This is a genomic window from Okibacterium sp. AC114 (assembly GCF_979253355.1).
In genome coordinates, this window is sequence record NZ_CEEDBR010000001.1 from 3,068,158 (window position 1) to 3,094,778 (window position 26,621).

22 protein-coding genes are annotated in these 26,621 nt (G+C 64.5%); 14 read left to right on the top strand and 8 right to left on the bottom strand.

The features are described 5' to 3' along the window. Position 1: 1 nt before the first annotated feature. The 7 genes from ACZ6IE_RS14240 to ACZ6IE_RS14270 all read left to right on the top strand — a co-directional run bounded on the left by ACZ6IE_RS14240 (position 2) and on the right by ACZ6IE_RS14270 (position 8,399). Positions 2–328 carry a hypothetical protein gene (locus ACZ6IE_RS14240; protein ID WP_464608497.1) on the top strand — a complete coding sequence of 109 codons (327 nt, stop codon included), beginning with the start codon at positions 2–4 and terminating at the stop codon, positions 326–328. Between the two features lie 105 nt (positions 329–433). Further along, on the top strand, positions 434–2,812 hold the full coding sequence (locus ACZ6IE_RS14245) for a DUF6049 family protein (RefSeq protein WP_464608498.1): 2,379 nt from the start codon (positions 434–436) through the stop codon (positions 2,810–2,812). Continuing rightward, positions 2,805–4,448, top strand: a complete 1,644-nt coding sequence (murJ, locus tag ACZ6IE_RS14250) for a murein biosynthesis integral membrane protein MurJ (protein ID WP_464608499.1) — start codon at positions 2,805–2,807, stop codon at positions 4,446–4,448. The genes ACZ6IE_RS14245 and murJ overlap by 8 nt, the downstream gene beginning before the upstream one ends. Before the next feature lie 90 nt (positions 4,449–4,538). Next, entirely contained in the window at positions 4,539–5,582 is a 1,044-nt protein-coding gene (gene trxB, locus ACZ6IE_RS14255) for a thioredoxin-disulfide reductase (RefSeq protein ID WP_464608500.1), read from the top strand. 92 nt (positions 5,583–5,674) lie between these two features. Then, positions 5,675–5,998 (top strand): thioredoxin, encoded by a 324-nt coding sequence (gene trxA, locus ACZ6IE_RS14260; protein ID WP_077054629.1) that lies wholly within the window; start codon positions 5,675–5,677, stop codon positions 5,996–5,998. A gap of 106 nt (positions 5,999–6,104) precedes the next feature. Further along, positions 6,105–7,427, top strand: a complete 1,323-nt coding sequence (locus tag ACZ6IE_RS14265) for an aminotransferase-like domain-containing protein (protein ID WP_077054628.1) — start codon at positions 6,105–6,107, stop codon at positions 7,425–7,427. Positions 7,428–7,445: 18 nt separating this feature from the next. Next, positions 7,446–8,399 (top strand): D-alanine--D-alanine ligase family protein, encoded by a 954-nt coding sequence (locus ACZ6IE_RS14270; protein ID WP_464608501.1) that lies wholly within the window; start codon positions 7,446–7,448, stop codon positions 8,397–8,399. Positions 8,400–8,639: 240 nt separating this feature from the next. On the opposite strand, the gene ACZ6IE_RS14275 is transcribed toward ACZ6IE_RS14270, so the two are convergent. The 8 genes from ACZ6IE_RS14275 to rpmH all read right to left on the bottom strand — a co-directional run bounded on the left by ACZ6IE_RS14275 (position 8,640) and on the right by rpmH (position 15,132). After that, a complete protein-coding gene (locus ACZ6IE_RS14275) occupies positions 8,640–9,701 on the bottom strand; it encodes a ParB/RepB/Spo0J family partition protein (protein WP_464608502.1) in 1,062 nt (353 codons plus the stop codon). A gap of 14 nt (positions 9,702–9,715) precedes the next feature. Further along, entirely contained in the window at positions 9,716–10,624 is a 909-nt protein-coding gene (locus ACZ6IE_RS14280) for a ParA family protein (protein WP_464608647.1), read from the bottom strand. Positions 10,625–12,164: 1,540 nt separating this feature from the next. Next, positions 12,165–12,794, bottom strand: coding sequence for a 16S rRNA (guanine(527)-N(7))-methyltransferase RsmG (gene rsmG, locus ACZ6IE_RS14285; RefSeq protein ID WP_464608648.1), 630 nt, complete (start codon positions 12,792–12,794; stop codon positions 12,165–12,167). Between the two features lie 19 nt (positions 12,795–12,813). After that, complete coding sequence (locus ACZ6IE_RS14290) at positions 12,814–13,323, bottom strand: Jag family protein (RefSeq protein ID WP_077054623.1); 510 nt, start codon at positions 13,321–13,323, stop codon at positions 12,814–12,816. A 4-nt stretch (positions 13,324–13,327) separates the two neighbouring features. Next, a complete protein-coding gene (yidC, locus tag ACZ6IE_RS14295) occupies positions 13,328–14,320 on the bottom strand; it encodes a membrane protein insertase YidC (RefSeq protein WP_464608503.1) in 993 nt (330 codons plus the stop codon). 7 nt (positions 14,321–14,327) lie between these two features. Then, the gene (gene yidD / locus ACZ6IE_RS14300) at positions 14,328–14,639 is read right to left on the bottom strand and encodes a membrane protein insertion efficiency factor YidD (RefSeq protein WP_464608504.1); all 312 of its coding nucleotides are present in this window, start codon (positions 14,637–14,639) and stop codon (positions 14,328–14,330) included. Beyond that, a complete protein-coding gene (gene rnpA, locus ACZ6IE_RS14305; protein ID WP_464608505.1) occupies positions 14,636–14,974 on the bottom strand; it encodes a ribonuclease P protein component in 339 nt (112 codons plus the stop codon). The genes yidD and rnpA overlap by 4 nt, the downstream gene beginning before the upstream one ends. Positions 14,975–14,994: 20 nt before the next feature. Next, positions 14,995–15,132 carry a 50S ribosomal protein L34 gene (gene rpmH, locus ACZ6IE_RS14310; RefSeq protein WP_010204566.1) on the bottom strand — a complete coding sequence of 46 codons (138 nt, stop codon included), beginning with the start codon at positions 15,130–15,132 and terminating at the stop codon, positions 14,995–14,997. Between the two features lie 445 nt (positions 15,133–15,577). Here rpmH and dnaA point away from each other — a divergent pair, with 445 nt between their 5' ends. From dnaA to gyrA, 7 genes are all read left to right on the top strand, one after another. Then, the gene (dnaA, locus tag ACZ6IE_RS14315; protein WP_464608649.1) at positions 15,578–16,951 is read left to right on the top strand and encodes a chromosomal replication initiator protein DnaA; all 1,374 of its coding nucleotides are present in this window, start codon (positions 15,578–15,580) and stop codon (positions 16,949–16,951) included. 878 nt (positions 16,952–17,829) lie between these two features. After that, positions 17,830–18,975, top strand: coding sequence for a DNA polymerase III subunit beta (gene dnaN, locus ACZ6IE_RS14320; RefSeq protein ID WP_077054618.1), 1,146 nt, complete (start codon positions 17,830–17,832; stop codon positions 18,973–18,975). A 25-nt stretch (positions 18,976–19,000) separates the two neighbouring features. Continuing rightward, positions 19,001–19,888, top strand: a complete 888-nt coding sequence (gnd, locus tag ACZ6IE_RS14325) for a phosphogluconate dehydrogenase (NAD(+)-dependent, decarboxylating) (protein ID WP_464608506.1) — start codon at positions 19,001–19,003, stop codon at positions 19,886–19,888. Positions 19,889–19,945: 57 nt separating this feature from the next. Beyond that, entirely contained in the window at positions 19,946–21,316 is a 1,371-nt protein-coding gene (locus ACZ6IE_RS14330; RefSeq protein ID WP_464608507.1) for a DNA replication/repair protein RecF, read from the top strand. Further along, positions 21,309–21,794 (top strand): DciA family protein, encoded by a 486-nt coding sequence (locus ACZ6IE_RS14335; RefSeq protein WP_179100230.1) that lies wholly within the window; start codon positions 21,309–21,311, stop codon positions 21,792–21,794. Before ACZ6IE_RS14330 ends, ACZ6IE_RS14335 begins: the two co-directional genes overlap by 8 nt. 121 nt (positions 21,795–21,915) lie before the next feature. Then, entirely contained in the window at positions 21,916–23,943 is a 2,028-nt protein-coding gene (gyrB, locus tag ACZ6IE_RS14340; RefSeq protein ID WP_464608508.1) for a DNA topoisomerase (ATP-hydrolyzing) subunit B, read from the top strand. A gap of 66 nt (positions 23,944–24,009) precedes the next feature. Beyond that, positions 24,010–26,619, top strand: coding sequence for a DNA gyrase subunit A (gyrA, locus tag ACZ6IE_RS14345; RefSeq protein ID WP_464608509.1), 2,610 nt, complete (start codon positions 24,010–24,012; stop codon positions 26,617–26,619). Positions 26,620–26,621: the final 2 nt, after the last annotated feature.

Sequence of the window (26,621 nt, forward strand, 5' to 3'; positions counted from 1 at the left end):
AATGCGCGCCGACGCTCGGCTCGAACTCTACGTTCTCTATGAGCACCGGTCGCGTCAGGGTGAAGACCCCGCGGATTTCGTGCACGAACTGCCGAGTGCCGACGAGCTGGTGGTCGCCGCCATCCGCGACGACGAATTGCACGACTCCGGTTTGGCAGCCCAACACGGCATGGCGCGGCTGGCGGGGCTCAGCTCGCTGCCCGACGCTGCACAGCACCGACAGAACGCGGATGACGTGGAGTACGAGTTGTTGCGACGCATCGCGCTCGAGCATCCGTCACTCATGAGGGCCGCCTGGTCCATGATGGGGCGCATTCGTCGCGCCTGAGCATGCTTCGGATCACGGTTCGCGCGCCGTGGGGGCGGCGCACAGCGAGTCGCCCTAGAATCGGGAGTTATGTCGGCTCGAACGTCGCTCGCCGGCAGGCAGCCTATGAACCCATTCCGATCAGCAGCACGACTGCGCCAGGTGCTCGCCCTCGCAGTCGGTTCGGCGTCCCTGATCGTCGGCGGCCCGGCCTCGGCGGCCATCGCCGTGGCGAGTCCCGGGGGAGTGGCGTCGGTCGCGAATTCCGCATCGGTGTCCGCGTCGACATCCGCGTCGGCATCGGCGTCGGCGATAGCCCCCGCGGTCGCCCAGGCGGACGACATCACAGCCAACCTGCACCTCAATGGCAGCCCCGTCGCGCCGGGCGGCATCATGACCGTCATGGCGTCGGTGACGAACCGAACGGCCGAGACCATCCCCGCTGGTCGTCTCGTGCTGTCATCCGGAACGTCACGCATCGACGCGACCGACGCCTTCGACGCGTGGATGGGGACGAACCCGGGGGCGGGGGATGAGGGCGCCGCCGAGGCCGATCAGCTGGTCGCCGGCATCCGCACCGACCACGAGATCACGAGCATCGACGTCGACGAGATCTCGCCCGGAGCATCCTTCTCGACCGAGGCGGTTCTCGTGCCCGCCGACTCGCTGGCCTTGCCCGGCGACTACGGCGTCTACCCGATTCGCGCCGCCTTCTCGTCTGGCGCCGCCACCGCCGAATCTCGAGACACCTTCATCTTCACCCCGGCCCCGGCGCCGGCCACCGTCGGAGTCGCCGTCGCCGTGCCTCTGACCGTGCCCGCGAGCGCCGACGGCCTCATTCCCGCCGAGCTGCTCGAGACCTACACCGGGCCCTCAGGCGTGCTCACACGTCAGCTCGACGGGGTGCGCGACCGGCCCGTCGCGATCGGTATCGACCCCCGCATCATCGCGTCCATCCGCGCGCTGGGAACGGCCGCCCCCGAATCGGCCACAACCTGGCTCGAACGCCTCGAATCGGCCACCAACGAGACCTTCGCGTTGCAATATGCCGACGCCGACCCTGCCGCTCAGTCGCAGATGAACCTCGGCTCGCTCATGCAGCCGACCTCGCTTCTCTACGGCATGAACGCCGCCGACTTTGCGGGCATGACACCGCCGCCTGCCGCACCAGCCGAACCCACGGAGCCCTCGGCCGCGGGCACCGACGACGCCCAGAATGCACCGGCGGCGACCCCCACGGCGACCGCTCAGCCCGACGGATCTCCCGCACTGCCCGACCTCGCCCAACTGGTCGACTGGCCATATACCGATGACGGCATACTGTGGCCAGCCGACACCAGCGTCATGCCGGGCGACCTGCCCGTCTTCCAGGCATCCGGCGCCACGCAGACCATCCTGTCGAGCACGAACACGCAATTGGATGCCGCCGCCACCGCATCCGCATCGGCACGTGTCGGCGACGCGTCGCTGCTGGTGTCCGATGCCCCCGCCTCGGCCGAATTCCGCGCTGCGACCGTCACCGCCGTGACGCCCGACCAGCAGCAGGACGCGCTCAACGCCCTGTCCTCGCGCCTAGCGGTGCTGTCGAGCAACGCCGCATCCGACGGTACGGTCGTGCTGCTGACGCTCGACCGCGGCGTTCCGCCCACCTCGTTCCGGGTCGGCGAAGCCATCGGCTCGTTGCAGAGCCTGGCCGGCACGCGTGTCGCCACGCTCGACGACGCGCGGTCTCAGCCATCCGTCGAAACCGCCATCGTGGACGCCGGCGAACCGACCGACCGACTGTCCTCGCTCGAGGACCGCTGGAAGAACGAATCGCGCCTCGCCGACTTCGCGACCGTTCTCGACCAGCCCGAGCTGCTGACCGGCCGAGAACGCGCCGAACTGCTGGCCCTCACCGGGATCGGATGGCAGGAGACACCCGACACGTTCGACGCCGCGGTCGACAAGCACCGCGAGCAAAGCTCTCGCACCCTGCAATCGGTGCAACTGGCGACGACCAGCCAGATCACCATGATCAGCGGGCAGGCGTCGCTGCCTTTCGCCGTGCGCAACGACCTGGGCTATCCCATCACCGTGCGGCTCGACGCGAGCGCCAGCAACCCCCGTCTCGACATCGACGGTTCGGTCACCAAGAAGGTGCCGGCCAACTCTCGCGAGACCGTCTCGGTGCCCGTCGAGGCGCGCCTCGGCAACGGCGACGTCACGGTGCGCCTGCAGCTGTTCAGCGCCACAGGCGTGCGTGTGGCCTCGGATGCCTTCGTTCCCGTGGTCGTGCGCGCCGACTGGGAGGGCATCGGCGCCATCATCCTCGGCACGTTCGTGTTGTTGTTGTTCGTCGGAGGCCTGGTGCGCACCATCCTGAAGCGCCGCGCCGAACGACGGGCCGACGAGACATCCCCGACGGTCGAGCGGATCGACGCGCCTGATGCGCCTGATGCGCCCGCAGCATCCGGCGCACCCACGGATCCCGCGGATCCCGGAAAGCCGGACAGCAATGACTGACGCCGCCAGCCCCGCACGCGGCAACCGTTCGTCGAGCATCGGCCGGGCCAGCGCCCTGCTCGCCTCCGGCACGCTGGTCTCGCGCCTCTTGGGCTTCGTGAAGGCCATCATCCTCACCGCCACGCTCGGCCAGATCAGTGTCGGCGGCAACGCCTTCGCCAACGCGAACCAACTGCCGAACACCGTCTACGCCATCATCGCCGGCGGTGTTCTGGGCGCGATCCTGGTGCCGCAGATCGTTCGCGCCACCCTGCATGCCGACCGCGGCCACGCCTACATCAACAAACTGTTGACCATCGCGATCGTTGTGCTCGCGGGCGCCACGGTGGTCGCCACCTTCGCCGCTCCGGTGCTCGTGCGACTGGTCGCCGCAACCCTGCCGCCCGACCAGATGGCCTTGACGATCGCGCTGGCCTACTGGTGCATCCCACAACTGTTCTTCTACGGTCTCTACACGGTGCTCGGTGAGATCCTCAACGCCCACAAGATCTTCGGTCCGTTCACGTGGTCGCCCGTGCTCAACAACGTCGTCGCGATCGCCGGACTCGTCGTCTTCCAGGTCGTCTACGGAGCCGAGGCCGTGAGCCCCCGCGAGGCCGGCGATTTCACGCCCGACATGATCGCGGTGCTGGGCGGATCGGCCACCGTGGGCGTCGCCGTGCAAGCCGTCATCCTGTTCGTGTTCTGGCGCCGGGTGGGCCTGCACTTCCGCCCCGACTTCCATTGGCGCGGCGTGGGCCTCCGCGCGACCGGTCGCCTGGCCGGCTGGACCTTCGCGATGATCATCGCCACGCAGCTCGCGGGTCTCGTGCAGTCGCAGACCGCCAACGTGGCTTCGGGCCAGGGTCCGTCGGTGCTGGCGCTGCAGAACGCCTGGCTCATCTTCATGCTCCCGCATTCGGTCATCACGGTGTCGCTGACCACGGCCTACTTCACGCAGATGTCCGAGCATGCGCGCGAACGTGACTTCGTGGCCCTCAGGTCGGATGTCTCGACATCCATTCGCCAGGTGTCGCTGTTGATCGTGTTGGCGGCGGCCGGGCTCATCGTCTGCTCGTACCCCTTCGCCAGCCTGTTCTCCAGCTCGTATGCCGAGACGGTCGACTTCGCGCTGCTGATCGTCGGTTATGTGCTGGGGCTCGTGCCCTTCTGCATCCTGTTCGTCGTGCAGCGCGCGTTCTACGCCCTCGGCGACACCCGCACCCCCTTCTTCTTCACGGTCTTCCAGGTCGTGCTGTTCTCGGTCATGGCCTCGGTCGCGCTGCTGCTGCCCGCGGATGTCATCGCCTTCTGGTTGACGCTGACGAGCACCGTCGCCGGCACGCTGCAGATGTTCCTGGCGTTCTTCCTCCTCCGCCAGCGCCTGAACGGTCTCGATGTGCAACACGTCGTCAACAGCGTCCTGTTGTTCAGCTTCTCTGCCGTCCCGGCCGCGGTCGCCGGTGGCGTCGTCGGCATCGTGCTCGGCATCGATTCCCCGGATGGTTTCGCCGTCGGCAGCGCGTTCGGGGCACTCGTCTCGATGGGCATCATCGGGGCCGTCATGACGCTCGTGTATGTCCTCTTCCTCGCGATCTTCCGGGTGCCCGAGCTGCGCCAAGCCCTGCGCCCGGTGCTGCGCCGACTCGGTCGCTGAGCCTCCGCCCGGGCGCTCAGGCGCCTCGGAATACTGCGCGGCTAGGATGTGTTTTAGCCGTCACGAGCACAAAAGCGAGGAGCATCCGTCGTGCGTAACGTCATCATCATCGGTTCGGGTCCCGCGGGTTACACCGCGGCCATCTATGCCGCACGTGCCAACCTCAAACCCGTCCTCATCGCGTCGAGCGTCGAGGCGGGCGGCGAGCTCATGAACACGACCGAGGTCGAGAACTTCCCCGGCTTCCCGCAGGGCATCCAGGGCCCCGACCTCATGTTCAAGATGCAGGAGCAAGCCGAGCGTTTCGGCACCGAAGTCATCCTCGACGACGTCACCGAGGTGTCGCTCGACGGCCCCGTCAAAACGGTCACCACCGGTTATAGCGGCACCCTCGAGGCCCGTTCGGTCATCTTCGCCACCGGTTCGGCCTACCGCAAGCTCGGTCTGGCCGACGAGGAGCGTCTGAGCGGCCGCGGCATCTCGTGGTGTGCCACCTGTGACGGTTTCTTCTTCAAGGAGAAGACGATCGCGGTCGTCGGCGGCGGCGACTCGGCCATGGAAGAAGCCACCTTCTTGACGCGTTTCGCATCGAAGGTCTACGTCATCCACCGCAAGGACTCGCTGCGCGCCTCCAAGATCATGCAGGAGCGTGCCTTCCAGAACGAGAAGATCGAGTTCCTCTGGAACAACGAGGTCGTCGGCATCAACGGCGAGAACGCCGTGGAGTCGGTCACGCTGCGCAACACGGTCGACGGTTCCGAGCAGGTTCTGCCGCTCGGCGGCTTGTTCGTCGCGATCGGCAACGACCCCCGCGTGCACCTCGTGCACCAGCAGCTCGAGCTCACCTCCGATGGCGTCATCGCCGTCGACGGGCGCTCGTCGCGCACGAGCCTCGCGGGCGTCTTTGCCGCGGGCGACGTGATCGACCCGCACTACCGCCAGGCGATCACGGCGGCAGCCTCTGGCACCGTGGCCGCCCTCGACATGGAGAGCTACCTCGCCGAGCTCGAGCAGGCCGAGGCCCACCTCGATGCGCCGGCGGAGCACGAGGCCGAAGCCGAGGCTGAGGCCGTCGAGAGCGCCAGCGCTCGAGCCGCTGCCAGCGCGAGCGAAGCGGCCACCGTCGGCGCCTAACCGGCCCGGCCGCGTTCCCCGGCCGCCACCATCCCCGGCTCGCACGTCGAGCCGTTCAGACTCACCCGACCACCAACAAGGAGTAGATAACAATGAGCGCACGCGCCGTAACCGAGCAGTCCTTCAACCAGGAAGTGCTGCAGTCCGACAAGCCGGTCCTCGTGGACTTCTGGGCCGCCTGGTGCGGTCCCTGCCGCATGGTCTCGCCGATCCTCGACCAGATCGCCTCTGAGAACACCGACAAGCTCGACATCGTCAAGGTCAACGTCGACGAGAACCCTCAACTCGCCGTCGACTACCAGATCACGTCCATCCCCGCCCTGAAGGTCTTCAAGGGTGGCGAGGTCGTGCAGTCCATCGTGGGTGCGAAGCCCAAAGCCGCCCTCGAGGCCGACCTGGCCGCCTTCCTGGCATAGCCTGACGCACTCGAGTGACCCGTCCGGCAATCTGCCGGGCGGGTCACTTTTGTTTAAGCACCCAAGAAGCCCCGATAGCATGTGAAGAGATCAGAACGGATTTGACGTGGAAGAACCAGGCACCCCCCGCTCCGTCGGGAACAACCTTGACCCGTGGTATTCGAACTACGCCGAGCGCACCGCCGGCCTGTCCGCTAGCGAGGTTCGAGCCCTCTTCGCCGTGGCCAGTCGCCCCGAGGTGGTGTCACTCGCCGGCGGCATGCCCAACGTTTCGGCCCTGCCGCACGATGTCATCACCGACTCCATGGCCCGCGTCATGCGCGAGCAGGGCGCCGCGGCATTGCAGTACGGCTCGGGTGCCGGCCAGCCGGCTCTGCGTGAGCTGATCCTCGATGTCATGGCGCTCGAGGGCATCCGCGGCACCGTCGACAACGTCGTGACCACGGTGGGTTCGCAGCAGGCGCTCGATCTGGTCACCAAACTTTTCATCGACCCGGGCGACGTAATTCTTGCCGAAGCCCCCAGCTATGTCGGCGCGATCGGGGTGTTCCGGTCCTACCAGGCGTCCGTCGTGCATGTCGCCATGGACGACGATGGCCTCATCCCCGATGCGCTGCGACAGACGATCGCGCAGCTGCGCGGCCAGGGCCGTCGCATCAAGTTCCTCTACACCATCCCGAATTTCCACAACCCGGCCGGCATCACGCTGAGCGCCGAGCGACGCCCCGAGATTCTCGAGATCTGCCGGGCCAACGAGATTCTCGTGGTCGAAGACAACCCCTATGGCCTGCTCTACTTCGATCGACCTGCTCCGGATGCTTTGCGCTCGATCGACGACGAGGGTGTCATCTATCTCGGCTCGTTCTCCAAGACCCTGGCCCCGGGTTTCCGCGTGGGCTGGGTGCTTGCGCCTCACGCCATTCGCGAAAAGCTCATCCTCGCCGCCGAGTCGGCCATCCTGTCGCCCAGCGCGTTCAGCCAGCTGACGGTCGCCGAGTATCTGAAGACGGCTGACTGGAAGGGCCAGATCGACACCTTCCGCGGGGTCTACCACGAGCGTAAGAAGGCCATGGTGTCGGCGTTGGCCGAATACCTGCCCGACCTCTCGTGGACCGACCCGAACGGCGGCTTCTACGTGTGGCTGTCATTGCCCGATCAGCTGGACTCCAAGCAGATGCTGCCACGCGCGGTGAAAGAGCTCGTGGCGTTCACCCCCGGCACCGCGTTCTTCGCCGATGGCCGCGGTCGTCACGCCATGCGTCTGTCGTTCTGCCACCCGACGCCCGAGAACATCCGCGTCGGCATCCGTCGCCTCGCGACCGTGATCAACGGCGAGATCGACCTGCTCGAGACGTTTGCGGGCACCGGCATGCTCGAGTCGCGCTCGAACGATCGCCACGTCAGCACACCCCCGCCGAACCTGAACTGATCCCCGAGAGGCCGATCGATGTCATCCGAGAACTCTTTGTCCGTCGTCGTCCTGGCGGGCGGCATCTCCCACGAGCGGGACGTCTCTTTGCGTTCTGGCCGCCGCGTCGCCGATGAGCTCGTGGCCGCCGGTCACCGCGTGCGCTTGCTCGATCCGGGTGCCGGCACCCTAGCCGCGATCCTCGAGGCGGGACCCGACCTGGTGTGGCCGGCCCTGCACGGCGCCAGTGGTGAGGATGGCGCTCTCCAGGCCCTGCTCGGTGCCCGCGGCATCCGTTACCTCGGCAGCGGCCCGCACGCGGCCTCCCTGGCCTGGTCGAAGCCCACGGCGAAGATCCTGGTCGACCGCGCTGGGATCAAGACCGCGCCCTGGATCAGCATGCCGCGCGAGACCTTCCGCGAACTCGGTGCCGGGGGAGTGATCGTCGAACTGGCGGCTGCTATCGGCACACCGTCGGTTGTGAAACCCGCGCAGGGTGGCTCGGCGCAGGGCGTCACGATCGTGGCGGACGAGTCCGACCTACCGCGCGCACTCGTCGATGCCTACACATACTCCGATGTAGCGCTGGTCGAGCAAAAGATCGAAGGTACCGAGCTGGCGATCTCGATCATCGATACTGGCGACGGGCCCGAGGCACTTCCGGCGGTCGAGATCGAGCCGGTCTCGGGTGTGTACAGTTTCGAGGCGCGCTACAACGCGGGCGAGACCACGTTCTACGCACCCGCTCGAGTCTCGGACGCGGTGGCGGCTCGCGCATCCGCGGTCGCCCTTCAGGTGCACGAGGTTCTGGGTCTGCGCCACGTCTCACGCATCGACGTCATCGTGGATGCGTCGGGTGACGTGTGGTTCCTCGAGGCCAACATGATTCCCGGCACGACCGAGACATCGCTTTTCCCCCAGGCCATCGAGGCGGCGGGCCGCTCGCTCGCCGAAACATATGGGGCCCTCGCGGAGTTCGCGGCCCGCGGCTGACACTCCGCTCCTCCTTCACCACGTCAGGCGCCCCCGATTCATCGGTGGGTGCCTGACGTGTTTCACGTGAAACATGCCGATTCCCGATTGGGATGGTGAGCGCGAGTGTCGCACGTTCCCCTGTCGACGGTAGCGACGCAAGTCCTGACGGGTGAGCACGGTTCTACGCCAGGGCCATGACAAGAGGCGGCCTGGTTTTCACCACGGCCGCCTCCTACTACGCCTGTTCAGCTGGTTGTACTACTTCTTCTCTGCCGAAGCTGCCGTGTCGCCGTAACCGGGTTCGCCCAGGATTCCGAGAATACGGTTGAGGTCGCCGATAGTGGCGAAATCGATCGCGATCTGGCCTTTTTTGGCGGAGAGCCCGATGCGCACGCGCGTGTCGAGCCGGTCGCCGAGACGATCGGCGATGTCATCCAGAACCCCGCGGCGGCTGCCGGCCGACGGCTTGCTCTTCTTCGCCGAGGACTGGCTCACGGCGGCCTCGGCCGCGCGCACCGACAGGTCTTCGTTCACGATCTTGTCGGCGAGTTTCTGCATGGCCTCGACATCACCGGCGGCGAGGACGGCGCGCGCGTGACCGGCGCTCAGCACACCGGATGCTACCCGGCTCTGAACGGTTGCGGGCAGCTTGAGCAGGCGAAGGGTGTTCGAAATCTGCGGGCGTGATCGTCCGATGCGCTCAGCCAGCTGTTCCTGCGTGATGCCGAAATCTTCGAGCAGCTGCTGGTAGGCCGAGGCCTCTTCGAGCGGGTTCAGCTGGGACCGGTGCAGGTTCTCGAGAAGAGCATCGCGCAGCATGTCCTCGTCGGCGGTGTCCTTGACGATCGCGGGGATCGTCGTCAGGCCGGCTTCCTGCGAGGCGCGCAGACGACGCTCGCCCATGATCAGCTCGTACTTGCCTTCCGAACCCGGCAGTGAGCGCACGACGATCGGCTGCAGCACACCCACCTCGCGGATGCTGTGGATGAGCTCGGACATGTGCTCAGGGTCGAAATAGGTCCGCGGCTGAACGGCGTTGGGGACGATGTCGGACTGCGCGATGCTCGCGAGCCGTGCACCGGGCACGGCCACGAGGTCCGACGAGTTGTTGGTCTCCGGGCTCGGATTCTCATCCGCAGCCGAAGTGACTGAATCGCCCTCCGCCTGCTCTGCCGCCGAAGCAGCTTTGGCCGCGGCAGTGGCCTTCGACGCATCACTCTGCGGGAAGAACACATCAACCGGCCGTGCGGCAGAGCCTTCGGGAGCGGTCGGGATCAGGGCGCCGATGCCCCGGCCGAGTCCTGTTCGTTTCGTCGCCATGTTTGTTGCGCTCCTTAGTTCTGCGGGGAAGTTGTGAGTTTGTCGCCGTACCGGCGCGCCATTTCGTTGGCCGCTTCGAGGTAGGAGATTGCACCGAGCGATGACGGGTCGTACGAGATGACGGTCTGGCCGAAACTGGGCGCCTCAGAGATGCGCACGGCACGGGGAATGACCGCCTGCAGCACCTTGTCGGTGAAGTGGCTGCGCACATCGTCGGCCACTTGGTTGGCCAGATTCGTGCGCCCATCGAACATCGTCAGCAGGATCGTCTGCAGGGAAAGCGCCGGGTTGAGGTGCTTCTGAATCAACTCAATACTGCCCAACAGCTGACTCAATCCCTCCAGCGCGTAGTACTCGCACTGAATCGGGATCATGACTTCGGATGCCGCCACGAACGCGTTGATCGTCAGTAGACCGAGAGACGGTGGGCAGTCGATGAAAATGTAGTGATAGGGCTGCTCGACGGTGCGCTGCAGGTCTTCGACAGCCGTTCGCAGACGGTGCTCGCGCGCTACCTGCGATACGAGTTCGATTTCCGCTCCAGCCAGGTGAATTGTGGAGGGCGCACAGAAGAGCGTGTCGAACTCGGGGCTCTGTTGGATGACCTCCGTGAGAGGAAAGTCGTCGATGAGGACGTCGTAGACGCTCGGCACATCAGCGTGATGCTGCACTCCAAGGGCCGTCGAGGCGTTGCCCTGAGGGTCGAGGTCGATCACTAGAACGCGCGCACCCAGTTTGGCCATCGCAGCCGCAACGTTAACGGCCGTCGTGGTCTTACCCACACCGCCTTTTTGGTTGGACACCGTGATGACTCGGGTCGTGCGGGGGAGCGGTGCCGTCACATCCGCGACGCGCTTGCGTCGCTTCGTGAGGTCGGCCAGCTCGCGCGCCAGCGGGGAATCCTCGAATGAGCCGAAGCTCATGTCGTCGCCGCTTGGCTCTGATTGTTTCACGTGAAACCTTCTTGTGTCGGGGTCATATCAACCGTACCGGACAGCACCGATGACCGTCGCCACCGGACGCTCAGACTTACGGTCAGGCATCCGATTCGAGGTCGGGAGCGTCGATATTCGGTCCAGAAGGCGCGATTCTCGTTGATGTCAGTTCAACCGAGGAGCTCTTAGAATCAATCTCAGCCCGGTTTTTTCGGCACAAGTCGCCTAGCCATGCCAACATGACACCGTCCTTACAGTCGTAAATCCGCTTCGACCCCTTGTCTCGACAAGCGGAACCGCTTGCAAGATGTCAGCCGAACACAGGAGAGGGGTATCACCTGTCGACTGCTCGGCTGCCGAACGCCGCCCTGCCCTGCCCCGCCCTGTGGGCGAGCCTCTCTCGCGCGCGGCGCACGGCCAGTGACTCTCCGCAATATGGGCGCCGGATCATGTTTCTCAGCCAGCGCGCCGCGCCCCCAGATATGTTTCACGTGAAACATGAAGGCCTCCTCGGAATGACGCCATAAAGAGAACGGGCTCTGGTGTCGACTGAGCATACGTAGAAACCGCCCGCTTGACGTCGCCTGTCCAGTCAACCCAGTGACCGTTCGCGAATTCGACGAATTGCCCGCCGACACGTTGTCCAACCCGAATCCGGGCCCGGCAATACGGAGTTTCCGCTTCGACCGCGAGAACCCTAATGCTTTTCGAGTCAGCCCGAGCCCCGCACCTCACATGCATCGATCGGAGTCCTCCGATTGGAGTCCTATGCACGACTCATTGTTCACAGCCTCCGCCCTTGTTTCGCGTGAAGCAGGCCTGGGGGAACCGCAACCGACTCCGCGCAGCGCTCGAAGAAGATCCTCAATGCCAGTGCGTAACCCCCGGTCAATCAGCGAACATCCGAACCATCCCAACCATCCCAACAGGGTGTATCACTCGGATCGAGGTACCAGGATCCCACTCGGATGTTTCACGTGAAACGGCTCTGTGAAACTGAACGGAGCCATGCGAACCACTCAAACGAGATCCCCACCGTCAGTCCGTAAAACGCGATCAACCCAGGGCCAGCCGAATCGTCCCGACAGAGCGCGTCACTCGGATTGAGGTACCGCGACCCATCGCCCATGTTTCACGTGAAACATGCTGCTGGGAACGCCGGATCGCCGGTTCGGAAAACCGCTCACCGTCAGTAGCTGACCACACCTGCACTAGTCCTGCGGCCGGGGGGGCTTCCATACGATGTTGAGATCGACCGCGGTCTCCACGTCACGACGACGGCGACTGACCATGCGAGACGTACACCGCGAGCAGTCTGGCGAATACCGAAGGGAGGCGAAGTGCTCGCCCACGCTCGCACGCGAACGGCTAAATGAAGTCCACTACTCCAACCTCGTACGCGGACAGTAAAACCCTGATGAGGGGCCAATAAAAGGCATCGAATCCGTCAATATAGAACGGGTGGATGCACCGGGCAGGCGCACCCAATGCGTATCCACCGCGGCCACCCGGACAACCCCATCGCTTATTAGCGAACGGTACCCAGCAGCGCACGGGTGGGCTCAGCGACGACACCCTCGCCCAGAAGCTCCACTCGGACATCCTTCACACGGTATCTCTTGATCTCGCGAACGGCGGCGTCGATCTCGGCCTGAGCGTTTGCGCCTTTGAGGAGCACGAGCTCACCGCCGTCACGCACCAGGGGAGCAGTCAACGCAAGAAGCTTCTTGAAAGCACTGACCGCGCGCGCGGTCACTTGGTCGAGCTGACCTTCGAGACCAGACTCCTCGGCACGAGCACGACGCACCTCGACGTTCTCAAGACCCAGCTCTCGCGCCTGCGACGACAGCCAGTCCGTGCGGCGCTCCATCGGCTCGACCAGCACGAACTGCACGTCAGGACGCTGCAGCGCCAAAACAAGACCGGGCAGGCCTGCGCCCGAACCGATATCGCCCACCAAACCGGGCCTCAGCAGCGGGCCCAACAGGGCCGAGTTGAGGATGTGTCTGGTCCACAGACGGGGGAGTTCGAGCGGTCCGATGAGACCGAGCTCCTCGCCGTGCTGCGCAAGGTTGTGCGTGAAAGCACGCACGGCATCGAGACGATCGCCGATGACCGTTCCTGCCGCTGCGGGCTCAGGCTCGAGCGCCTCGAGGATCTGGGGAGAGAGTGCCACGTCAGGAGCGCGTGATCACGGTGTGACGGTCGCGACCTTCACCCTCGGACTCCGACACGAAGCCGCGCTCGGAGACCACGTCATGCACGAGCTTGCGCTCATAGCTCGACATGGGAGGCAGGGCCGCCGACTGCGCGCCGGCCTCGATCTGTTCGATCGCGCGCTCGACGAGCTCGGTCAGCTCCTGCTGACGCGCCTCGCGCGAACCGCCGATGTCGAGAATGAGTCGCGAGAAAGCGCCAGTCTTGCTCTGGACGGCAAGGCGCGTGAGCTCCTGCAGAGCGTTCACGACATCCGTCTTCGCCAGCACGCGAAGGCTGCTGTTGTCGGTCGCCGTGACGCCCACGTAGGCCCGTCCGTTGCGAGCGTCGATGTCGAGGTCGCCGTCGAAATCACAGATGTCGAGGAACTCTTCGATGTAGTCGGCCGCGACTTCGCCCTCTTCTTCGAGCTGGGACAGAGTGGGGGCTTCGTCGAGAACGCGTTCCTCGGCGTGGGTGGTGTCAGACATCCGTCTAGCTTCCGTTCTTGATGTTGGGGGAGCCGGGGGCGCCGCCGGTCTTCTTGGCACGGTTCTTGCCCATGGGCTGCTGGCGCTGCGTGGGCTTCTTCTCCTGCACGACGACGGTCTCGGCCGACGGGGACTCGACAACGAGCTTTCCCTTGCGTGCCAGCCGTTCTTCGCGCTGCTTGGCCGCTTCGGTTCCGGGCATCGGCATGTTGCGGATGATGAGGAACTGCTGAACCATCGTCCAGATGTTGGAGGTCAGCCAGTAGAACATGACGCCCAGCGGGAACGTGAAACCGGAGAACAGGAAGACGAAAGGCAGGATGTAGAGCAGGACCTTCTGCTGGCGGAACATCGGGCTGGCCTTGGTCTCGTCCGAGATGTTCTTCGAGACGATCTGCAGCTGGGTGATGAACTGCGAGGCGGTCATCAGCACGACCATGATGGCTGCGACGATCATGACCCCGACCTCGGGGCCGCCTACGGCGTTCATGGCACCCGAGAAGCTGAGGTGCAGGGGAGCGAAGCCGAACAGGGACGCATCGCCGAACTGGTCGGCGAGCTCGGCGTTTAGCGGTCCGACACCCTCCTTGGAATGCTGAGCATCGTTCAGCACCGAGAACAGGGCGAAGAAGATCGGCATCTGCACGAGGAGGGGAAGGCACGAGCCGAGCGGGTTGGTGCCCGTCTTCTTGTAAAGCTCCATGGTCTCGCGGCTCATTGCCTCACGCGAGAACTGGTCCTTCTTGCCCTTGTACTTCTCCTGAATCTTCTTCAGCTGGGGCGCGACCTCCATCATGCGTCGCTGGTTCTTGATCTGCTTCACGAACAACGGGATGAGCGCGGCACGAACGACGAGCACGAGCCCGACGATCGAGAGAACCCACGTCAGACCGGCTGCCGGGTCGAGGCCGATGGCGCTGAACACCCAGTGCCAGGCGACGAGCAACAGCTCGACCACCCATTTGAGTGGCCAGAGGATGGTCGACAGAAGGTCCATTGCGGGGTTACGCCTTTCTCTGGCTGTTCGTAATGACGAACCCGTGCGGGGTGACGTCGTAACGGAAGTTCTTTCTTGCGGGCGCATCGTCGACCCCGCCGGCCGCCCACGGGTGGCACCGTGCGATACGAGCGGCTCCGAGCGCCGATCCGATCACCACACCGTGCTGCTGGATCGCCGCGACTGCATATGCAGAACACGATGGATAATACCTGCACACCTCGCCATAAAGCGGTGAGATCACTGTGCGATAAGCCTTGAGCGCCGCCACGGCCGAGTTGCGGGGGAGGAGCAGTACCGAATCGACGACGGCGTTCATCGCGCATCCTTCGGTGCCATGGCGCGGGCGAGCTCGGCGCTCAGATCGCTGAACGATGCATCGGATGCTTGCGGCAAAGCGCGCACCACCACATCCGTTCCTTCGGCAACAGTGGGAACGAGCGCATAGGCCGCTGCCTTTAGGCGTCGGCGGACACGATTGCGGTGAACCGCATTACCTACGTTTTTTGCAACAATGAACCCGAACCGCGGGAGTCCGCCATTCGGGTTCATCGTGATGTAGGTGACCGTATTCGCCGCCGCGCGCCTCTTGCCGCGTCGCACTACACGTCGGTAGTCGTCGCCGCGGGTGATTCGATGCGAGGAGGCGAGCACGGAGAACCGTAGCTGCGCTGTTACGCGGAGAGCTCGGTGCGCCCCTTGCGGCGACGGGCGCCGAGGATGGCGCGGCCGGCGCGGGTGCGCATACGCAGACGGAAGCCGTGCACCTTGGCGCGACGACGGTTGTTCGGCTGGAAAGTTCGCTTGCTCATAGTTTTCACTCCACTTGGGATCTCACTGCGACATAGGGATCACAGGGAAAGATTTAGCGCCCGGAGGCATACGTCAACTGATTAAAACTACGGCCTCGAAGCCGTGCGGTCAAACCGAGGGCAGACCAATCTACGATTATGGACGAACTCACGGGGAAATCGGATGCTGACACGCGGGGCCTCGTGGAGTAAATTTGGCCGGATCACTCCATGGTGGTTACCGTTGGGGAAGTTATCCCCAGCTTTCTGCGCCGAGTTCCCGATCATTGCGGGCATGTGCGAGCATCGGTGGATAAACCTGTGAATAACTTCCCGAGGATGTATGTCAGACGCTACCGATCCAACCACGCGCATGTGGCAAGACGTGCTCGGCGTACTCGCCACTGACGAACGCATCACTCCGCCGCTCCACGGCTTCCTCAACCTGGTGGTGCCCAAGGGCGTCATGGCCGGCACGGTCTACCTCGAGGTGCCCAACGAATTCACCGCGGGCCAGCTGAACATGCGCATGCGTGCTCCGCTTCTGCAGGCGCTGACATCCCTCGAAGGTCAATACGGCGCGAGCACCTTTGCGGTGGTCGTGAACCCAGAGATCATCGAGGAAGAGTACGAGGCTTATGCCGAGACGGCCGCCGCGGTGGCAGCTTCCGAGCCGCAGGGCTACATCGACACTCCGCAGTCGCAGTTCCCCGGCAACGGCATGGGCGGCATCAACGGTGTCAATGCGGGAGCGGGCGGCATGGCGCCATCCGAACCCGTTCTGCCGCCCCGGCAAAACGACACGCGCCTGAACATGAAGTATTCGTTCGACAACTTCGTGATCGGTCAGTCGAACCGGTTCGCCCACGCTGCAGCGGTCGCGGTAGCCGAGGCTCCCGCCAAGGCATACAACCCGCTGTTCGTCTATGGCGAGTCGGGGCTCGGCAAGACCCACCTCCTGCACGCCATCGGTCACTATGCGATGAGCCTGTATCCCGGTGTGCGTGTGCGCTATGTGAGTAGCGAAGAGTTCACGAACGACTTCATCAACTCCATCGCGAATAACCGCGGTTCGGTGTTCCAGGCGCGCTACCGCGACATCGACATCCTGCTGATCGACGACATCCAGTTCTTGCAGGGTCGCGCCGAGACGCAGGAAGCGTTCTTCCACACCTTCAACACGCTGCACGACCACAACAAGCAGGTGGTCATCACGAGCGACCTGCCCCCGAAGGCCCTGACCGGATTCGAAGACCGCATGCGTTCGCGCTTCGAGTGGGGCCTCATCACCGACGTGCAAGCGCCCGACCTCGAGACGCGGATCGCCATCCTGCGTAAAAAGGCGCAGAGCGAGAAACTGCAGATTCCGGATGAGGTGCTCGAGTTCATCGCCACCAAGGTGTCGTCGAACATCCGTGAACTAGAAGGAACGCTCATTCGCGTCACCGCGTTCGCGAGCCTCAATCGCACGCCCATCGATATGGTGCTCGTGCAGACGGTCTTGAAGGACCTCGTCACGCTCGACGACGACAATGTGATTGCGCCCGTCGACATCATCAATACGACCGCGGCCTACTTCAAGCTCACGGTCGACGATCTCTATGGTTCCTCTCGCTCCCAAGCCGTAGCCACTGCGCGCCAGATTGCCATGTACCTGTGTCGTGAGCTCACGAACCTCTCGCTGCCGAAGATCGGCCAGTTGTTCGGCAACAGAGACCACACCACGGTCATGTACGCGAACAAGAAGATCGGCGACCTCATGCAGGAGCGTCGTTCCATCTATAACCAGGTCACCGAACTAACCAGCCGCATCAAGCAGGGTCACCGCTTCAATAACTGATCTGTTGCGCCGCAGGGCCACCCGTTCGTTGCGCTCCCTCCTGACGCTGACACGTCTCAGCGTCGCTCTAGGCACCTCGTTGCTTCGACGTGCCTCGATGTTCCCTGACGTGCCTCGATGTGCGCCGGCACGCGCCGAAACTAGAGGCACTTCGACGCCCTCCCCGGCGTGCTCTGCCGGCCCCGCTGTCTGTGTGGCCATTCGTCTGCGCGGTTCCAGCGCCCGTCGGCGACGTCAGAACGACCAAAACGTTCTCCAGAAACGATCCTGAGCGCCCGGACGACGACCCCTCGAGAACCTGGGGACCGCGCTTCGGGGGCTGGATGACGACGTTTCACCGGAAGATCGCGATTGCCTCGAATTTTTTTGGGATGCCGGCCGCTGACGGTCTTGAACCCGTTTCACACAAGCCATGCTCACGATTGCGTCCGCACAGGTGCCGAAACGCGGCGATTCGCCTCGAGTTATCCACAGGCTAAGAAGTAATCCACAGGCTGGGGAGAAGCGAATTACGGCCGTGTTACACAATGTGGACAACCTGTGGATAACTGTGGATTACTCCGGGCGTGTCTGTTGAAACTCGACCACGGCCTGTGAATAGACCCGTGTTTGTGCGGAATTCTTCGGCACCGGCATCCCCACCCGTTTCACACCCTGTCAACAAGTCACACGGTTGTAGTTCCCAGTGTTTGAGCGCTCTCCACCGAGTTATCCACATTATCCACAGGCGTTAACACCATTAACAGTTCTTTAAACATTTCTCTGGCCGACAACCTTTTGCGGCCGGGCCGAACGACGTCGGTTCGTGGAACTACAGCAATCCAGGCATCCGGCTAACATGGTGACGACTCGTACCTCGAAATGACAGGGGAACCACTGTGCGATTTAGCGTCAACAGAGATGTCTTCAGCGAAGCCGTCTCGTTCGCCGTCAAGCTCCTGCCCCAGCGCACGACCCTTCCGATCCTGAGCGGTGTTCTCATCGACGCCCGCGAAGACGGTCTCGTGCTCTCGAGCTTCGACTACGAGGTCTCCTCACAAACTCAGATCCAGGCCGATGTCGAAGAAGCCGGAACGGTGCTCGTCTCCGGTCGTCTGCTGGCCGATATCGCCAACCGCCTGCCCAACGCCCCCGTGCAGTTCAGCACCGACGAGAACCGCATCCTCGTCTCGTGTGGGTCGGCCAACTTCACGCTCCTGTCGATGCCCGTCGAGGAGTACCCCAGCGTTCCTCAGGTCGACGAACAGTCGGGCCTCGTTCCCGCCGAAGAGTTCGCAACGGCCGTCGCCCAGGTCGCCGTCGCCGCGTCGCGCGACGATGTGACCCCCGTCATCACGGGTGTGCAGCTCGAAGTCTCGAACAACTCGCTCGGCCTGGTCGCAACGGACCGATACCGCGTCGCCGTGCGCAACATCGACTGGGACAACGGGACATCCGAGGGCGGCGACTTCACGGCCCTCGTCCCGGCCAAGACCCTGCAAGAGGTCGGCAAGACCTTCGGGCACTCCGGCACCATCTCGGTCAGCTTCACCAACAAAGACGACCGCGAACTCATCGCCTTCAGCGCCGACAAGAAGACCGTCACCTCGCTGTTGATCAAGGGTTCGTTCCCGCCCGTGCGCCGCCTGTTCCCCGAGAACACCGAGAACTACGCGGTCATCAACACGGCCGAGCTGATCGAGGCCGTGCGCCGCGTATCCCTCGTCCTCGAGCGCGAAGCTGCGCTCCGCTTCAGTTTCACCATCGACGGACTCATCATGGAGGCCGTCGGCAGCGAACATGCGCAGGCATCCGAGAGCATCGACGCTCTCCTGACCGGCGACGACATCGTGCTCTCACTCAAGCCGCAGTTCCTCATCGACGGTCTGAACGCCGTCCGCAGCGAATTCGTGCGCTTCTCGTTCACCAAGTCGGAGAACACGAACAAGCCGGGACCCATGTTGATCACGAGCCAGAGCTCGAAGGACCAGCCGGGCGCCGACAGCTACAAGTACCTGCTGCAGCCCAACCTGCTGCTGCGCTAAGTCAACAGAAGAAAGCGTGATTGCAATGCACATTGGCCTCATCGGTCTCGGCAAAATGGGAAACAACATGCGCACCCGCCTGCGCGAGGCCGGCGTCGAGGTGACCGGTTTCGACCGTAACCCCGATGTCACCGACGTGCCCACGGTCGAAGCGCTCGTCCAGGCCCTGCCGGCACCCCGCACCGTGTGGGTCATGGTTCCGGCCGGTCAGATCACCGACTCGGTCATCGAAGAGCTCAACGGGCACCTCGAAGCCGGCGACCTCGTCATCGACGGTGGCAACAGCCGCTTCACCGAAGACTTCAAGCACGCCGCCCTGCTCGCCGAGAAGGGCATCGACTACATCGACGCCGGTGTCTCTGGCGGAGTCTGGGGTGTCGACAACGGCTACGGCCTCATGGTCGGCGGTTCGGCCGAGCAGGTCGAGCGCGTCATGCCCGTGTTCGACGCGCTGCGACCCGAAGGCCCCCGCGAAGAAGGCTTCGTGCACGTGGGCGAGGTCGGCGCCGGCCACTACGCCAAAATGGTGCACAACGGCATCGAGTACGCCATGATGCAGGCCTACGCCGAGGGCTACGAGCTGCTCGAGAAGCGCAGCGACCTGATCAAGGACGTCCCCGGAACCTTCGAGGCCTGGCAGCGCGGCACCGTCGTGCGGTCCTGGCTGCTCGAACTCCTCGTGCGTGCACTCAAGGAAGACCCGACGCTCGCCAAGATCGAGGGCTACGTCGAAGACTCCGGCGAGGGCCGTTGGACCATCGAGGAAGCCATCGACAACGCCGTGCCCGTTCCGACGATCGCCGCGTCGATCTTCGCGCGCTTCGTGTCGCGCCAGGACGACTCGCCCGCCATGAAGGCGGTCGCGGCCCTGCGCAACCAGTTCGGCGGCCACGCGGTCAAGGCGAACGACTAACACCTCTGCCGCTGGGGCCGAGGTTCCAGTGACGGATGACGAGGGTAAGGTGACGGCGTGATCGTTCGGCACCTTACCCTCTCTGATTTCCGCAACTACGCGGCGGCCGATGTCGAACTCGCGCCCGGCACCAACCTTTTCATCGGTCGCAACGGCCAGGGCAAGACCAACCTGGTCGAGGCCATCGGATACCTGAGCACCCTCGGTTCGCACCGGGTGTCGTCGGATCAGGCCATGATCCGGGCCGGCCGTGACTCCGCGATCATCCGCACCCGCCTCGAACACAACGGGCGTGACCTGCTGGCCGAGGTGCAGATCAACCGCTCCACTCCCAACCGGGCACAGGTCAACCGCGGCCAGATCAAACCGCGCGAGCTGCCCCGCTACTTCTCGAGCGTGCTGTTCGCACCAGAAGACCTGGGCATCGTGCGCGGCGACCCATCGGCCAGGCGCAAGTTCGCCGACCAACTCATCGTCCTGCGCACACCGCGCATGGCCGGGGTCTATGCCGACTACGACCGCACGCTGCGCCAGCGCAATACGCTCCTCAAGTCCGCCCGCGGGTCGGGGTTGAAAGAGTCTCAACTGTCGACGCTCGAGGTGTGGGACGACAAACTCATCACGCTGGGCACCGAGATCATCGGTGCACGCAGCCGATTGGTGGCCGAGATGGCCGCGCCGCTCCAGGCCGCCTATCGCTCCGTCGTGGGCGAAGACCACGGGCCTCGCATCAGTCTCATCATGTCGGTCGACGGTGTGGATGCCGACGACGACGGTTTTCCGAACGCCCCGGCTCCGGCATCCGCTGCGTCTGGCGGTTTGGTTGAGTTCGGGCCGGCGTCGAATGGCGTCGACAGTACTGCGTCCGCGACCGGCGGTTCCGGTGCCGCTCTGCCGACACCGGCCGAGGTCGCCGAGGCTTTCCGTCGCCGCATCGCCGAGCGTCGCCGCGCAGAACTCGACCGCGGAGTCACGCTCGTCGGACCGCACCGTGACGACCTCCTCTTCGAATTGAACGGCCTACCGGTGAAGGGATACGCGAGCCACGGCGAATCCTGGTCGTTCGCGTTATCGCTCAAGCTGGCGTCGGCCGAGCTGCTGCGCCGCGAATCCAACCTGGGCGATCCCGTGTTGATCCTCGACGATGTGTTCGCCGAACTCGACCAGTCGCGCCGCCGCCGCCTGGCCGAGGCCATCTCCGGCTACGAACAGGTGCTCATCACCGCGGCCGTGCTCGACGATGTGCCCGAGCAGCTCACGGCGCGCACCGTGCGGATCGCCGCGGGCGAGATCGTCGGAACGAGCGACGCGGCAGCCTCGAACGATAACGCGACGGCCAGCGCGGCAGCCTCCAGTGAACCCTCGAGTGAACCCTCGACCGCCGCCGCCGCCGGCGCCGACGCGGAACCCGGGGCCGACCGTGGCTGACAACACCGAGGCCGTAAGGGTCTACGAGCACTTCAAAGAGATCTTCGCCGGCGAACGCCCGAGATATAAGGGACGCAAACGGCGCGAGACTGTGGATGCCGACACGGTGCCCTATGGCAAGGGCCGCGAGCCCCGCGGCCTCGGCGACGTGGTCATGTCGCTCACCTCCGAACTCGGTTGGGATTCACCGCTCGCGCAGAGCGAGCTCGTCGATCGGTGGGCCGAGCTGGCGGGCGAAGAGACCGCCAACCACTCCACCCCGGTGGGCGTCGAAGAGGGCGTGCTCATCGTGCAGTGCGCCTCCACTGCGTGGGCCACGCAGCTGCGCATGATGCGCGTCGAGATCATGACCCACATCGTGAAGCGTTTTCCCGAAGCCGGGGTTCAGAGCATCCGCTTTCTCGGGCCGGACGTCCCATCCTTCAAACGGGGCCTCAGATCGGTTCAAGGGCGCGGCGTGCGCGATACCTACGGATAACCGGACAAAACAGGTCACCCACGCGAAAATAGTGGCTCAGATCGCCAAATACGCCCGTGAACTGGGACTCAACTGATAGAATCGACTGTCGAGTAACAGACGGTTTGGAGCCCAATTTCATATGTCATCAGAACCGAAAAGCGGTACGACGCAGCACGAATACGGCGCCAACGATATCCAGGTTCTCGAGGGGCTCGAAGCCGTTCGCAAGCGCCCGGGTATGTACATCGGTTCGACGGGCCCCCGCGGTCTGCACCACCTCGTGTACGAGATCGTCGACAACTCCGTCGATGAGGCCCTCGCCGGTTACTGCGACACCATCGACATCACGATCCTCGCCGACGGCGCCGTCCGCGTGATCGACAACGGTCGAGGCATCCCGGTCGACATCCACCCCGTCGAGAAGAAGTCGACCGTCGAAGTCGTGCTCACCATCCTGCACGCCGGCGGCAAGTTCGGCGGCGGCGGATATGCCGTATCGGGTGGTCTGCACGGCGTCGGCAGCTCGGTCGTCAACGCCCTTTCCAAGAAGTTGGATGTCGAGGTGCGACGCCAGGGCAACGTCTACCGTCAGAGCTTCCAGAATGGTGTGCCCGACGCGCCCCTCGAAAAGGGCGAGGCGTCGGACAAGACCGGCACGACCATCACGTTCTGGCCGAACGACGACATCTTCGAGACCGTCGACTTCGACTACGACACGCTGCGCACGCGTTTTCAGCAGATGGCGTTCCTGAACAAGGGCCTCAAGATCGCCCTGCGCGACGAGCGCGCCGGCCAGGTCGTCGTCGAGACCGGTGAAGACGCGGCCACCGAGGGCGAAGACGTCACGGTCGAGGAGAACGCCGAGCGTTCCGACGTGTTCCTCTACGAGCGCGGCCTCGTCGACTACGTCGAATACCTGAACCAGGCCAAGCGTTCCGAGATGGTGCACGACGACGTCATCTCCTTCGAATCCGAAGACACCGAGCGCAAGATCGCGCTCGAGGTGGCCATGCAGTGGACGACCGCATACACCGAGAGCGTGCACACCTACGCCAACACCATCAACACGCACGAAGGTGGCACGCACGAAGAAGGCTTCCGAGCCGCGCTCACCTCGCTCGTGAACAAGTACGCCCGGGAAAAAGGCATCCTCAAAGAGAAGGACGACAACCTGTCGGGTGAAGACGTGCGCGAGGGCCTGACCGCCGTCATCTCGGTCAAGCTCGGCGAGCCTCAGTTCGAAGGCCAGACGAAGACCAAGCTCGGCAACACCGAGGCCAAGGCGTTCGTGCAGAAGGTCGCCGGCGATCAGCTGGGCGACTGGTTCGGTCGCAACCCGCTGCAGGCCAAAGAGATCATCCGCAAGGCCATGCAGGCCAACACGGCGCGCCTCGCGGCCCGCAAGGCGCGTGAGACCGCGCGCCGCAAGGGTCTGCTCGAGGGTGGCGGCATGCCCGGCAAGCTCAAGGACTGCCAGTCGAAAGACCCGTCCATCTCCGAGATCTTCATCGTCGAGGGCGACTCGGCCGGCGGTTCGGCGGTGCAGGGGCGCAACCCCGAGACCCAGGCGATCCTGCCGTTGCGTGGCAAGATCCTCAACGTCGAAAAGGCGCGCCTCGACCGCGCCCTCGGCAACGCCGAAGTTCAGGCCATGATCACGGCGTTCGGCGCCGGCATCGGCGAAGACTTCAACCCCGACAAGGCGCGCTACCACAAGATCGTGCTCATGGCCGATGCCGACGTCGACGGCCAGCACATCACCACGCTGCTGCTCACGCTGCTGTTCCGCTACATGCGGCCGCTCATCGACCAGGGCTACGTCTACCTCGCGCAGCCGCCGCTCTACCGTCTCAAGTGGACCAACGCCGAGCACCAATACGTCTACAGCGACCGGGAGCGCGACGCACTGCTCGCCGACGGAATCGCCGCCGGCCGACGCATCCCGAAAGACAACGGCATCCAGCGCTACAAGGGCCTCGGCGAGATGGACTACAAAGAGCTCTGGGAAACCACCATGGACCCCCAGACCCGCACACTGATGCAGGTCACGCTCGATGACGCCGCCGCCGCCGACGAGATCTTCTCCACGCTCATGGGCGAAGACGTCGAAAGCCGCCGCACATTCATTCAGAAGAACGCGAAAGACGTGCGGTTCCTCGACATCTAACGGGTTCGCCCGCACGATGACGACGACCGCGTACTGAGCTAGACGAAGCGAACGAGAAAAGAAGACATGGCTGACGAAACCCCCACGACCGGCGACGCCGACGAGCAGGCCTCCACCCGCGAAGCCGACGACGCCGCGGCCGAGGCCGCCGAAACGCTGCGCTTCAACCAGCACGGCCGCATCGACCAGGTCGACCTGCAGCTCGAGATGCAGCGCTCCTACCTCGACTACGCCATGAGCGTCATCGTGGGTCGCGCGCTGCCCGAGGTGCGAGACGGTCTGAAGCCCGTGCACCGTCGCGTCATCTACGCCATGTTCGACGGCGGATACCGCCCCGACAAGGCCTTCTCCAAGTGCGCGCGTGTCGTCGGCGACGTCATGGGCCAGTTCCACCCGCACGGCGACTCCGCCATCTACGACGCGCTCGTGCGCCTCGTTCAGCCGTGGAGCCTGCGCTACCCGCTCGCGCTCGGCCAGGGCAACTTCGGCTCGCCCGGCAACGACGGCGCCGCCGCCCCGCGATACACCGAAACCAAGATGGCGCCGCTCGCCCTCGAGATGGTGCGCGACATCGACGAAGAGACCGTCGACTTCCAGGACAACTACGACGGCCGCACACAAGAGCCCTCCGTGCTGCCCTCTCGGTTCCCGAACCTGCTCGTCAACGGTTCGGTCGGCATCGCGGTCGGCATGGCCACCAACATCCCGCCGCACAACCTGCGCGAGGTCTCCGAGGGTGCCCTGTGGCACCTGGCCAACCCCGAAGCCCCCCGCGAAGAGCTGCTCGAGGCGCTCATGCAGCGCGTCAAGGGCCCCGACTTCCCGACCGGCGCGCAGATTCTCGGCGTGAAAGGCATCCACGACGCTTATCGCACGGGCCGCGGCTCGATCACCATGCGCGCCGTCGTCAGCGTCGAAGAGATCCAGGGTCGCACCTGCCTCGTCGTCACCGAGCTGCCCTACCAGGTCAACCCCGACAACCTCGCGATCAAGATCGCCGACATGGTGAAAGACGGCAAGATCGGTGGCATCGCCGACATCCGTGACGAAACCTCGGGTCGCACGGGCCAGCGCCTCGTCATCGTGCTCAAGCGGGATGCCGTCGCCAAGGTCGTGCTCAACAACCTCTACAAGCACACCCAGCTGCAAGAGAACTTCGGCGCCAACATGCTCGCCATCGTCGACGGTGTGCCGCGCACCCTCGCGCTCGACGGCTTCATCACCGCGTGGGTCGCCCACCAGATCGAAGTCATCGTCCGCCGCACCACCTACCGCCTGCGCGAGGCCGAGGCCCGCGCCCACATCCTGCGCGGATACCTGAAGGCGCTGGACGCCCTCGACGACGTGATCGCGCTCATCCGCCGCTCGCCCACCGTCGACGACGCACGCAAGGGCCTGATCGACCTGCTCGAGGTCGACGAACTGCAGGCCAACGCCATCCTCGAGATGCAGCTGCGACGCCTCGCGGCCCTCGAGCGCCAGAAGATCATCGACCAGCACGACGAGATCGAACGCCAGATCACCGAGTTCAAGGCCATCCTCGCCAGCCCCGAGCGCCAGCGTGAAATCGTCTCAGAAGAGCTCACCGAGATCGTCGACCGTTTCGGCGACGACCGCCGCACCGAGATCATGTTCGGCTACGACGGCGACATGAGCGTCGAAGACCTCATCCCCGAAGAAGAGATGGTCATCTCCGTCACGCGCGGTGGCTACATCAAGCGCACGCGCAGCGACAACTACCGCCAGCAGCACCGCGGCGGCAAGGGCGTCAAGGGCGCCCAGTTGCGAGCGGATGACGTGGTCGACCACTTCTTCGTCACCACCACGCACCACTGGCTGCTGTTCTTCACCAACAAGGGCCGCGTCTACCGCGCCAAGGCGTACGAGGTGCAGGAGGCCGGCCGCGACGCCAAGGGCCAGCACGTCGCCAACCTGCTCGCCATGCAGCCCGACGAAGAGATCGCCGAGATCCTCGACATCCGCGACTATGAGACCGCCAAGTACCTCGTGCTCGCCACGCGCAACGGCCTCGTCAAGAAGACCGCTCTCACCGAATACGACACCAACCGCTCGGGTGGCATCATCGCCATCAACCTGCGCGAAGGTGACGAACTCGTCGGTGCGCTGCTCGTCGAAGAAGACTCCGACATGCTTCTCGTATCGCGCCAGGGCATGTCCATCCGCTTCACGGCGTCCGACGAGACACTGCGCCCCATGGGCCGGTCGACGTCGGGTGTGATCGGAATGAACTTCCGCGGGGATGACGAGCTGCTCTCGGCATCCGTCGTCAGTGACGAAGGATACGTGTTCGTCGTGACCGAAGGCGGCTACGCCAAACGCACCTCGGTCGACCAGTACCGCCTGCAAAACCGAGGCGGAATCGGCATCAAGGTCGCCAAACTGAGTGAAGACCGCGGAGAACTTGCGGGTGCCCTGATAGTCCAGGAGGACGACGAGGTGCTCGTGGTTCTCGCCGGAGGCAAGGTGGTAAGGTCTGCCGTGGCCGAAGTTCCGGCGAAAGGCCGCGACACCATGGGGGTTGTCTTCGCTCGGTTCGCCGAAGAAGACAGAATCATCGCCCTCGCGAAGAACAGCGACCGGAATCTCGAAGTAGCGGAAGCAGATGTTCCCGCAGCCGAGATCGAGCCGGTCGCCGAGGCGGAGAAGGAAGAATAACC

Coding starts and splice junctions, on each gene's coding strand:
- ACZ6IE_RS14240 (WP_464608497.1), top strand. CDS start 2: ATGCGCGCCGACGCTCGGCTCGAACTCTACGTTCTCTATGAGCACCGG.
- ACZ6IE_RS14245 (WP_464608498.1), top strand. CDS start 434: ATGAACCCATTCCGATCAGCAGCACGACTGCGCCAGGTGCTCGCCCTC.
- murJ (WP_464608499.1), top strand. CDS start 2,805: ATGACTGACGCCGCCAGCCCCGCACGCGGCAACCGTTCGTCGAGCATC.
- trxA (WP_077054629.1), top strand. CDS start 5,675: ATGAGCGCACGCGCCGTAACCGAGCAGTCCTTCAACCAGGAAGTGCTG.
- ACZ6IE_RS14270 (WP_464608501.1), top strand. CDS start 7,446: ATGTCATCCGAGAACTCTTTGTCCGTCGTCGTCCTGGCGGGCGGCATC.
- ACZ6IE_RS14275 (WP_464608502.1), bottom strand. CDS start 9,701: ATGGCGACGAAACGAACAGGACTCGGCCGGGGCATCGGCGCCCTGATC.
- ACZ6IE_RS14280 (WP_464608647.1), bottom strand. CDS start 10,624: ATGAGCTTCGGCTCATTCGAGGATTCCCCGCTGGCGCGCGAGCTGGCC.
- ACZ6IE_RS14290 (WP_077054623.1), bottom strand. CDS start 13,323: ATGTCTGACACCACCCACGCCGAGGAACGCGTTCTCGACGAAGCCCCC.
- yidC (WP_464608503.1), bottom strand. CDS start 14,320: ATGGACCTTCTGTCGACCATCCTCTGGCCACTCAAATGGGTGGTCGAG.
- yidD (WP_464608504.1), bottom strand. CDS start 14,639: ATGAACGCCGTCGTCGATTCGGTACTGCTCCTCCCCCGCAACTCGGCC.
- rpmH (WP_010204566.1), bottom strand. CDS start 15,132: ATGAGCAAGCGAACTTTCCAGCCGAACAACCGTCGTCGCGCCAAGGTG.
- dnaA (WP_464608649.1), top strand. CDS start 15,578: ATGGCCGGCACGGTCTACCTCGAGGTGCCCAACGAATTCACCGCGGGC.
- gnd (WP_464608506.1), top strand. CDS start 19,001: ATGCACATTGGCCTCATCGGTCTCGGCAAAATGGGAAACAACATGCGC.
- gyrB (WP_464608508.1), top strand. CDS start 21,916: ATGTCATCAGAACCGAAAAGCGGTACGACGCAGCACGAATACGGCGCC.
- gyrA (WP_464608509.1), top strand. CDS start 24,010: ATGGCTGACGAAACCCCCACGACCGGCGACGCCGACGAGCAGGCCTCC.